Origin of the sequence: Micromonospora sp. CA-244673, assembly GCF_050948395.1 — a bacterium.
GTDB lineage: Bacteria > Actinomycetota > Actinomycetes > Mycobacteriales > Micromonosporaceae > Micromonospora.
Genome location: NZ_CP192019.1, coordinates 4622314 through 4633345, shown reverse-complemented (window position 1 = coordinate 4633345; position 11032 = coordinate 4622314). Strand labels below are relative to the sequence as shown.

1 protein-coding gene (cut by a window edge) is annotated in these 11032 nt (G+C 75.5%); it reads right to left on the bottom strand.

Annotation, left to right across the window (positions count from 1 at the left end; all coding sequences use genetic code 11):
- Positions 1–23 precede the first annotated feature (23 nt).
- A protein-coding gene (locus ACQP12_RS21435; RefSeq protein ID WP_433281410.1) for an SDR family NAD(P)-dependent oxidoreductase crosses the window boundary here: on the bottom strand, positions 24–11032 show its 3' portion. It continues 598 nt past the right edge of the window; the window shows 11009 of its 11607 coding nt (coding positions 599–11607); the start codon falls outside the window, past its right edge; the stop codon is at positions 24–26.

Here is an 11032-nt window from a genome sequence, read left to right as displayed (position 1 = left end):
ACTTTCCGTGAGCTGCGGCAGGGTCAGCCTCGACCCAGGTCGTTGTCGATGAAGGCGAAGATCTCGTCGGCGCTGGCGGCGTCCAGGCGCTCCCGCACGTCGGCCGCCGCGGGCCGGTCCGTACCGTCCAGCCGCGCCAGCAGCGCGCGCAGCCGGCCGGCGATCGTCACCCGGTCGTCGTCGGCGGGCCCGCCCCCGGTGGCCAGCACGGCCGTCTCCAGCTCGTCGAGGTGGCGCAGCGCCGCGGCGGCGCCGCCGTCGCCCGGTCCGGCGGTCCGCGCCACCAGGTGCTCCACGAGCGCGGACACGGTCGGGTGGTCGAAGACCAGCGCGGCCGGCAGGCGCAGTCCGGTGGCCGCGGCCAACCGGTTGCGCAGCTCGACGGCGGTGAGCGAGTCGAAGCCGAGGGTCCGGAACGCCCGGTCGGGCGCCACCTGGTCGGCGTCCGCGTGACCGAGGACGGCGGCCACGTGGCCCCGGACCAGGCCGGTCAGCACCCGCCGGCGCTCGGCCTCGGCCAGCCCGGTGAGGTCGGGCGGCGGGGCGGCCACCCGGGGCCGGGCCGCGGGAAGCAGGGACCGCAGCAGCGGCGGGAGACCTGGGTCGTCGGCGTGGGCGCGCAGCGCCGCCAGGTCCAGGGCCGCCGGCACGATCACCGGCTGCTTGTCGCCGGGCAGGGCGGCGTCGAGCAGGTCCAGGGCCAGCTCCGTCGCCATCGGCCGCATGCCCCGGGCGATCCGCGCCCGGTCCACCTCGCCCAGCGTCCCGGTCATCGCGCTGGTCTCGGCCCAGTAGCCCCACGCCAGCGCGGTGGCGGGCAGGCCGGCGGCGCGCCGGTGGTGGGCCAGCGCGTCGAGGAAGGTGTTCGCGGCGGCGTAGTGAGCCTGACCCGGGCCGCCGAGGATGCCCGCCACCGACGAATAGAGCACGAACGCGGCCAGGTCGAGGCCCTGGGTGGCCCGGTGCAGGTGCCAGGCGCCGTCCACCTTGGGCCGGAGCACGTCCCGGATCTGCCGGTCGGTGAGGCTGTGCAGGGCGGCGTCGTCGAGCACCCCGGCGGCGTGGAAGACGCCGGTCAGCGGGTGGTCGGGGTCGACCGCGCCGAGCGCCGCGGCCACCGTCTCCGGGTGGGCGACGTCCCCCGCCACCACCGTCACCCGCGCGCCCCGCTCGCCGAGGTGCCGCACCAGCTCCGCCACCCCGGGCGCGTCGGCCCCGCGGCGGCTGATCAGCACCAGCCGCCGTACCCGGTGGCGGTCGAGCAGGTGGGCGGCGAGCAGGCCGCCGAGGGTGCCGGTGCCGCCGGTGATCAGGACCGTGCCGTCGGGGTCGAGCGGGGAGACCACCGGTTCCACGTGGGAGACCGCCCGCACCAGCCGGGGTACGACCACCGCGCCGTCCCGGACGGCCGCCTGCGGCTCGGCCAGGGGTACGCCCGTGGGCTCGCCGTCATGGTCGAGAAGCAGGAACCGGTCGGGGTGCTCCGACTGGGCGCTGCGGACCAGCCCCCACAGGGCGGCCGCGACGAGGTCGCCGATCTCCTCGTCGGGCCGGGTCGCCACGGCCTGCCGGGTCAGCACCACCAGCCGGCTGGTGGCGAACCGGTCGTCGGCCAGCCAGGCCCGCAGCGCCTCGGCGGTCCGGCTCACCAGCTCCGCCACCGCCCGCGGCGGGGACCCGTCGGGGACACCGGGCGCGACGAGCACCAGGGCCGGGGCCGGTCCGTCGGCGGCGAGGAGGTCGGCCAGGCCGGCGAGGTCCCGGACCGGTTCCCGGCCCGTCAGCGCGGTCACCGGGGCGGGGCTGGGCTTCCAGTCGAGCTGGAAGAGCGCGTCGCGGGTGCTGTGCCGGCGCAGGTGGGCGGCGGGGAGTGGGCGGACGGTGAGCCCGTCGACCGTGACGACGGGGGCGCCGGCCGGGTCGGTGGCGTGCAGCCGGACGGTGTCGTCGCCGGTCGGGGTGAGCCGTACCCGCAGGTGCCGGGCGCCGGTGCGGTGCAGGGCGACTCCGGTCCAGGCGAACGGGAGCTTCAGCTCGCCGGCGGTGGCGGCGACGGGGTGCAGCGCGGCGTCGAGCAGGGCGGGATGCAGGCCGTACCCGTCGGCGCCCACGTCGTCGGGGAGCTGGACCTCGGCGTACAGGGTGTCCCCGTCCCGCCAGACCGCCCGGACCCCCTGGAATGCCGGGCCGTAGTGCAGGCCGGCGGCGGCGAGGGTGTCGTAGAGGTCGGTGCTGTCGACAGGGACCGCCCCGGCGGGCGGCCAGGCGGTCGGGGAGTCCGCGCCGGCCGGCGACGGTTCGCCGGTGAGCGTGCCGGTGGCGTGGCGGGTCCAGGCGCCGTCCTCGGCGGGACGGGTGCGGATGGTGAGGGTCCGCCGGCCGTCCGGCTGGTACGGGCCGACCTCGACGTGCAGTCGCACGTCGCTGTCGGCGTCGAGGGTGAGCGGAGCCTCGATGGTCAGCTCGTCCAGATAGGGGTGTCCGGTGTGGTGGCCGGCGTGCAGGGCCAGGTCGACGTAGGCGGTGCCGGGCAGCAGGACGGTGCCGGTGACGGCGTGGTCGCCGATCCAGGGTTGCCGGTCGAGGGTGAGCCGGCCGGTGAACAGGTGTCCCTGCTGGTCGGGCAGGTCGATGGCGGCGGCGAGGAGGGGATGTTCGGTGGTGGTCTGGCCGAGGTCGGCGGCGTCGGTGACCGTGGCGGCGGCGTGCAGCCAGTACCACTGCCGCTGGAAGGGGTAGCTCGGCAGGTCGACCAGGGGCGCCCCGGCCGGCAGCAGCGGCGACCAGTCGACGGGCAGCCCGTGGGTGTGCGCGGTGGCGAGCGCGGTGGTGAGCTGGTGGGTGGCGTCCCGGCGCAGGGTGGGGATGGTGACTGCGTCCCGGTCGCCCAGGGTGTCCTCGATGGGTTGGATGAGGACGGGGTGGGGGCTGAGTTCGATGAAGGTGGTGTGGCCGTCGCGCAGGAGTGCTTCGGTGGCGGTCTGGAACTGCACGGGGTGGCGGAGGTTGTCGTACCAGTAGTCGCTGGTGAGGGTGTCGGTGTCGATGCGGTCGCCGGTGTAGGTGGAGTAGAAGGCGACATCGGTGGGGGTGGGGGTGATGCCGTCGAGGGCGGCGAGGATTTCGTCGCGCAGTGCTTGGACGTGTGGGGTGTGGGAGGCGTAGCCGACGGGGAGCACGCGGGCGGGGATGTCGTGCTCCTTGCAGTGGGCCACGATCGCCGCCACTGCCTCCGGGTCGCCGGCAATCACGGTGGCGTTGGGTCCGTTGACGGTGGCGATGTGCGCCCGTCCGTCGAAGGCGGCCAGGAGTTCGGTGACCTGGTCGGCGGGGAGGGCGAGGGAGGCCATGTCACCGTGGCCGATGAGTGCCCGCAGGGCTTTGGCGCGCAGGGCGACGATCTTGGCGGCGTCGTCGAGGGTGAGGGCTCCGGCGGTGTGGGCGGCGGCGATTTCGCCTTGGGAGTGGCCGATGACGGCGTCGGGGGTGATGCCGTGGTGCTGCCAGACGGCGGCGAGTCCGGTCATGACGGCGAAGAGCACGGGTTGGACGACCTCGACGCGGGTGAGCCAGTCGGGGTTGTCGTCGTGCAGCACCTCACGCAGGTCCCAGTCGACGTAGGGCCGTAGCGCATCGGCGCAGGCGTCGAGGTGGGCGGCGAACACGTCGCTCTGCTCGGCCAGTTCGCGGCCCATGCCCAGCCACTGGCCACCCTGGCCGGGGAACACGAAAACGGTCCGGACGGTGTGGGTGGCGGTGTGCTGGAGCAGGGCCGGGTGCGGCCGGTCCTGGGCGAGGGCCCGCAGCGCCTCGATCGGATCGCCGCCGGGGAGCACCGCCGCGCGTCGCGCGAACCCGCACCGGGTCAGCAGCGTCGCCGCCACCCCGTCGACCTCGACGTCCGGGTGCTGCCCCGCGTACCCGATCAGGCGGTCGGCCTGGTCCCGCAGCGCGGCCGGGGTCCGGGCGGAGAGCAACCACGGCAGCGGCGCGGCCGGGACCCGCGCCGGCCGGGCGGCGGGGGCCGGGGACTCCTCCAGGATCAGGTGGGCGTTGGTGCCGCTGATGCCGAACGAGGAGACGCCGGCGCGGCGGGGCCGGCCGCGCTCCGGCCACGCGGTGTTCTCGGTGAGCAGGGCGACCGCGCCGGACGCCCAGTCGACGTGCGGGGTGGGCGCGTCGACGTGCAGCGTCCGGGGCAGGACGCCGTGCCGGATGGCCTGGACCATCTTGATGATGCCGGCGACGCCGGCCGCGGCCTGGGTGTGGCCGATGTTCGACTTGATCGACCCGAGCCACAGCGGCTCGTCGCGGTCCTGCCCGTACGTGGCCAGCAGGGCCTGGGCCTCGATGGGGTCGCCGAGGCTGGTGCCGGTGCCATGGGCTTCCACGGCGTCGACGTCGGTGGGGGTGAGGCCGGCGTTGGTCAGGGCCTGGCGGATGACCCGCTGCTGGGACGGCCCGTTCGGGGCGGTCAACCCGTTGCTGGCCCCGTCCTGGTTGACCGCCGATCCCCGGATCACCGCGAGCACCCGGTGGCCGTGGCGGCGGGCGTCGGAGAGCCGCTCCAGCACCAGCAGCCCCACGCCCTCACCGAGCGCGAAGCCGTCCGCCGCCGCGGCGAACGGCTTGCACCGCCCGTCGGGAGCCAGCCCGCGCTGGCGGCTGAACTCGGCGAAGATGCCCGGCGCCGCCATCACCGACGCGCCACCGGACAGCGCCAGGGTGCACTCGCCGTTGCGCAGGGCCTGCACGGCCAGGTGGGTGGCCACCAGCGACGACGAGCAGGCGGTGTCCACGGTGATCGCCGGCCCCTCGAACCCGAACGCGTACGCCACCCGACCCGAGGCCACGCTGGTGGTGCTGCCGGTCATCAGGTACCCGGCGACCTCCGGGTGTGCGTCCACCGAGGCCGGCGCGTAGTTCTGCGCCACCACACCGGCGAACACCCCGGTCGCGCTGCCCCGCAGCGCCGCCGGGTCCAGCCCCGCCTGTTCGAGCGCCTCCCACGCCGTCTCCAGCAGCAGCCGTTGCTGCGGGTCGGTGGCCAGCGCCTCCCGCGGGTTGATGCCGAAGAACTCGGCGTCGAACCCGCCCGCGTCGGGCAGGAACGCCCCACGCGTGGTGTAGGTGCGTCCCGCCTGCGGCTCGGCCGAGTAGATGCCGGCGATGTCCCAGCCCCGGTCGGTCGGCATGGTGGAGGTGGCGTCGAGCCCGGCCTGGATCGCCGACCAGAGCTGCTCCGCCGAGTCGGCGCCCGGGTACCGGCAGGCCATCCCCACGATGGCCACCGGCTCGTCCAGCCCGGCCGCGGCCGGTGCCGCCGTCGCCACGGGCAGCGGCGCGCCGCCGCCCAGCTCGGCGACGAGGAACCGGGCCAGCGCCTCCGGCGAGGGGTGGTCGAACACCAGCGTGGCCGGCAGCCGCAGCCCGGTCGCCGTGTTGAGCCGGTTGCGCAGCTCCACCGCGGTCAGCGAGTCGAACCCCAGCTCCTTGAACGGCCGGCCCGCCGCCACGCCGGCCGGGGTGTCGTGGCCGAGCACGGCCGCCGCCTGCGCCCGTACGAGGTCGAGAAGGCGGTCGCGGCGGCCCGCGTCGTCGAGGGCCGCGAGCCGGTCGCGCAGCGTCGGCCCGCCGTCGAGCGCCGACGCGACCCGGCGGGCGGGCGCGCGTACCAGGTCGGCGAGGACCGCCGGCAGCCCCGCGCCGGCGGCCTGGCGCCGCAGCCCGGCCACATCCACCACCACGGGTACGAGATGGGGCTGCGCCCCGGCGAGCCCGGCGTCGAGCAGGCGCAACGCCTCCTCGGTCCCGAGCGGGCGCAGGCCGCGGGCCAGCCGGCCGGTGGCGCGCTCGTCGAGCCCGCCGGTCAGGCCGCTGCGCTGCGCCCACGGGCCCCAGGCCAGGCTGACCGCCGGCAGGCCACGGGCCGCGCGGTGGTGCGCCAGGGCGTCCAGGAACGTGTTCCCGGCCGCGTAGTTGCCCTGCCCCGCGTTGCCCAGCGCACCGGCCGCCGAGGAGAACAGCACGAACGCCGCGAGGTCCAGGTGCGCGGTGGCCCGGTGCAGGTGCCAGGCCGCGTCCACCTTCGCGCGCAGCACCGCGTGCCACTGCGCCGGGCTGAGCGACCCGATGGTGGCGTCGTCCAACCCGCCGGCGGCGTGCACCACGCCCGTGAGCGGGTGGGCGGCCGGTATGCCGGCGACGAGGTCGGCGACGGCGGCCGGGTCGGCGGTGTCGCAGGCGACCACGGTGACCGTCGCGCCGCCGTCCCGCAGCCGCTCGACCAGCTCGTCCGCGCCGGCCGCGGCGGCGCCGCGGCGGCTGGCGAGCACCAGGTGCGCGGTCTGTCCCGTCCACACCAGGTGGGTGGCGACCAGGCCGCCCAGCGTGCCCGTCCCGCCGGTGATCAGCACGCTGCCGTCCGGGTCGAGCGGCCGGCCGTCGCCGGCGCGCAGCCGGCGTGGCACGGTCACCGCCAGCTTGCCGACCGTCCGGCCCTGGCCCAGCTCGCGCAGGGCGGCCGGCGCCAGCCGTACGTCCCGGGCGGTCACCGGGAGGGGCCGCAGCCGGCCGGAGGCGAAGAGCCCGGACAGCTCGACGAGGATCTCCTGGATCCGGTCCGGTCCCGCCTCGGTCACGTCGAACGCCCGGTACCGCACCCCCGGGTGGCGGGCCGCCACCTGCTCGGCGTCGCGGACGTCGGTCTTGCCCATCTCGACGAACCGGCCGTTCGGAGCGAGCAGCCGCAGCGACGCGTCGACGAACTCCCCGGCCAGGGCGTTCAGCACGACGTCCAGCCCGCGCCCACCCGTCGCGGCCCGGAACGTCGCCTCGAAGCGCGTGTCCCGGGACGAGGCCACGCGCTCACCGGTGAGGCCCTGCCCGGCCAGCGCCGCCCACTTGCCGGGGCTGGCCGTGCCGTACAGGTCGAGCTGCCAGAGCCGGGCCAGCTGCACGGCGGCGGCGCCGACCCCACCGGCGGCGGCGTGCACGAGCAGCGACTCGCCGGCCCGGACCTCCGCCAAGTCCCGCAGCGCGTGGTACGCGGTCACGAAGGCGACCAGCGCGGTGGCCGCCGCCACGTCCGACCAGCCCGGCGGCACCGGCGCCAGGAACCGCCGATCCACGTCCGCGACCTGGGTCAGCGCCCCGGTGAACAGGCCCATCACCCGGTCGCCCACGGCCAGGTCGGTCACCCCGACCCCGACCGCGGTCACCACACCGGCCGCCTCGCTGCCCAGCTCCACGCTGCCCGGGTACGTCCCGAGCGCCACCATGGCGTCCCGGAAGTTCAGGCCGGCGGCGCGGATCGCGACCCGGACCTCGCCCGGTCCGGGCGTCTCCGGCAGCGCGTCGGCCGGGGCGAGCGCCAGCCCCGCGTACGACCCTTCCGCCGCCACGGCCAGCCGCCAGCGGCCCTCCGCGGGCGCGACCAGGTCGGCCCCGGCCCGGGGCCGGCCGAGTCGCGGCACCAGCAGGGTGCCCTGCCGGACGGCGAGCTGCGGCTCGCCGGTCGCGACGGCCACAGCGAGCGCGTCCCGGCTCGCCCGGTGGCCGTCGTGGTCGACGAGGACGAACCGGTCCGGGTGCTCCGACTGCGCGGCCCGGACCAGCCCCCACACCACCGAGGCGGCCAGGCCGGGGACGTCCTCCCCGGGGTACGCGGCGACCGCGCCGCAGGTCAGCACGACCAGCCGGCCCTCGTGCCCCTGCTCGTCGGCGGACCAGGCCTGGAGCAGGCCGAGCAGCTCCTCCCCGGTGGCGTGCGCCGCCGCCGGCAGGTCCGGGTCGTCCGACGCCGGCACCGCGATGACAACCACCTCGGGCAGCGGCCCGGCGCCGGCCAGCAGCAGCCGAGCCCCGGCCACGTCCAGGACCTCGGGGACCGGGTGCTCGCCGGCGGGCGGGGCGACGGGCTTCCAGTCGAGCTGGAACAGGCTCTCCCGGACGGTGCGGTCGCCGCCGAGGTGTCCGGCGGGCAGGGGCCGGACGGTGAGGGCGTCGACGGTGACGACGGGCGCGCCGGTGGGGTCGATGGCGTGCAGCCGGAGGGTGTCGTCGCCGGCGGGCTGGAGCCGGACCCGCAGGTGCCGGGCGCCGGTGGCGTGCAGGGTGATCCCGGTCCAGGAGAACGGCAGCTTCGGGTCGGTGGCGGTCGCGGCCATGGGGTGCAGGGCGGCGTCGAGCAGGGCGGGGTGGATGCCGTGGCCGGTGGTGTCCTGGTCGTCGGGCAGGTGGATGTCGGCGTACAGGGTGTCGCCGTGGCGCCAGACGGCTTGGACGCCCTGGAAGGCGGGGCCGTAGTGGAGGCCGGTGCCGGCGAGGGTGTCGTAGAGGTCGGTGAGGTCGACGGGGGTGGCGCCGGGTGGTGGCCATTCGGTGTCGGCGGCGGATTGGTGAGCCGGTGCCGTACGGATGAGGGTGCCGGTGGCGTGTCGGGTCCAGGTGTCGTGCTGGTGGCTGTGGATGGTGATGGGGCGGTGTCCCGGCTGCTGTTCGGGTCCGACTTCGACGTGTAGTTGCAGGTCGCTGTCTGTGTCGAGGGTGAGTGGGGTTTCGATGGTGAGGTCGTCGAGGTGGGGGTGTGCGGTGTGGTGGCCGGCGTGCAGGGCGAGGTCGACGTAGGCGGTGCCGGGGAGCAGGACGGTGTCGGTGACGGTGTGGTCGCCGATCCAGGGTTGCCGGTCGAGGGTGAGTCGGCCGGTGAACAGGTGTCCCTGCTGGTCGGGGAGTTCGATGGCGGCGGCGAGGAGGGGGTGTTCGGCGGAGGTTTGGCCGAGGTCGGCGGCGTCGCTGATGGTGGGTGGGGCCTGGAGCCAGTAGCGCTGGCGTTGGAAGGGGTAGGTGGGTAGGTCGACCTGGGGTGTCGTCGCCGGGAGCCGCCAGTCGACGGGGAGGCCGTGGGTGTGTGCGGTGGCGAGCGCGGTGGTGAGTTGGTGGGTGGCCTCCCGGCGCAGGGTGGGAATGGTGACTGCGTCCCGGTCGCCCAGGGTGTCCTCGATGGGCTGGATGAGCACCGGGTGGGGGCTGACCTCGATGAAGGTGGTGTGGCCGTCGCGCAGCAGCGCTTCCGTTGCGGTCTGGAACTGGACCGGGTGGCGGAGGTTGTCGTACCAGTAGTCCGCGCTCAGGGTGTCGGTGTCGATGCGGTCGCCGGTGAACGTGGAGTAGAAGGCGACGTCGGTTGCGGTCGGGGTGATGCCGTCGAGGGCGGCGAGGATTTCGTCGCGGAGTGCTTCGACGTGGGGGGTGTGGGAGGCGTAGCCGACGGGGAGCACGCGGGCGGGGATGTCGCGGTCCTTGCAGTGGGCGACGGCGGCGGCGACGGCGTCGGGGTCGCCGGCAATCACGGTGGCGTTGGGTCCGTTGACGGTGGCGATGTGCGCCCGTCCGTCGAAGGCGGCCAGGAGTTCGGTGACCTGGTCGGCGGGTAGGGCGAGGGAGGCCATGTCGCCGTGTCCGATGAGCGCCCGCAGGGCTTGAGCCCGTAGGGCGACGATCTTCGCGGCGTCGTTGAGGGTGAGGGCTCCGGCGGCGCAGGCGGCGGCGATCTCGCCCTGGGAGTGGCCGATGACGGCGTCGGGGGTGATGCCGTGGTGCCGCCACACGGCGGCGAGTCCGGTCATGACGGCGAACAGCACGGGCTGGACCACGTCGACGCGGGTCAGCCAGTCGGGGTCGTCGTCGTGGAGCACCGTGTGCAGGTCCCAGTCGACGTAGGGCCGTAGCGCATCGGCGCAGGCGTCGAGGTGGGCGGCGAAGACCTCGCTCTGTTCGGCCAGTTCGCGGCCCATGCCCAGCCACTGCCCGCCCTGGCCGGGGAACACGAACACGGTCCGGCCGCTGTGGGCGGCGGTGTGCTGGACCAGCGCCGGATGCGGCCGGTCGGCGGCGAGGGCGCGAAGTGTCTGGGCGGGGTCGTCGGTGGGGAGCACGGCGGCACGCTCGGTGAAGGCGGTGCGGGTGGTGAGCAGGGCTGCGGCGACCGCGTCCGGGTCGAGGTCGGGGTGCTGGTCGAGGTGAGCGGCGAGGTTGGCGGCCTGGTCCCGCAGCGCGGCGGGCGTTTTCGCCGAGAGCAGCCACGGCAGCGCGAGCGTTGCTTTTCCGGTCGTCGCGGGTGCCGCTTTCCCGTTCCCCGCGGCCATTGCTTCGTTCCGCGCGGGCGCTGCTTCCCCGTTCGCTGCGGCCGTCGTTTCCCCGGTCACCGTGGGCGCCGTGGCCGGGGCCTGTTCGATGATGAGGTGGGCGTTGGTGCCGCTGATTCCGAAGGAGGAGACACCGGCGCGGCGGGGCCGGTCGTGATCCGGCCAGGGTCGGGCGTCGGTGAGCAGGGCGACGTCCCCGGTGTCCCAGTCCACGTGCGACGAAGGGGCATCGACGTGCAACGTCTTCGGCAGCGTTCCGTGGCGGATGGCCTGGACCATCTTGATGATCCCGGCGACGCCGGCCGCAGCCTGGGTGTGCCCGATGTTCGACTTGATCGACCCCAGCCACAACGGCTCGTCGCGGTTCTGCCCGTAGGTGGCGAGCAGGGCCTGGGCCTCTATGGGGTCGCCGAGGGTGGTGCCGGTGCCGTGGGCTTCGACGGCGTCGACGTCGGTGGGGGTGAGGCCGGCGTTGGCCAGGGCCTGCTGGATCACTCGCTGCTGCGACGGTCCGTTCGGTGCGGTCAGCCCGTTGCTTGCGCCGTCCTGGTTGACCGCGGAGCCGCGGATGACGGCGAGGACGTGGTGGCCGTTGCGGTGGGCGTCGGAGAGGCGTTCCAGCAGGATCAGTCCGGCGCCCTCGCCCCAGCCGGTGCCGTCGGCGGCCTCGGCGAACGGCTTGCACCGGCCGTCCGGCGCCAGCCCGCGCTGCCGGCTGAACTCCACGAACGTGGTCGGCGTGGCCATGATGGTCACGCCGCCCGCCAGGGCCAGGGTGCATTCCTCGTTGCGCAGCGCCTGGATGGCGAGGTGGGTGGCGACCAGCGACGACGAGCACGCCGTGTCCACGGTCACCGCCGGCCCTTCGAGCCCGAGCACATACG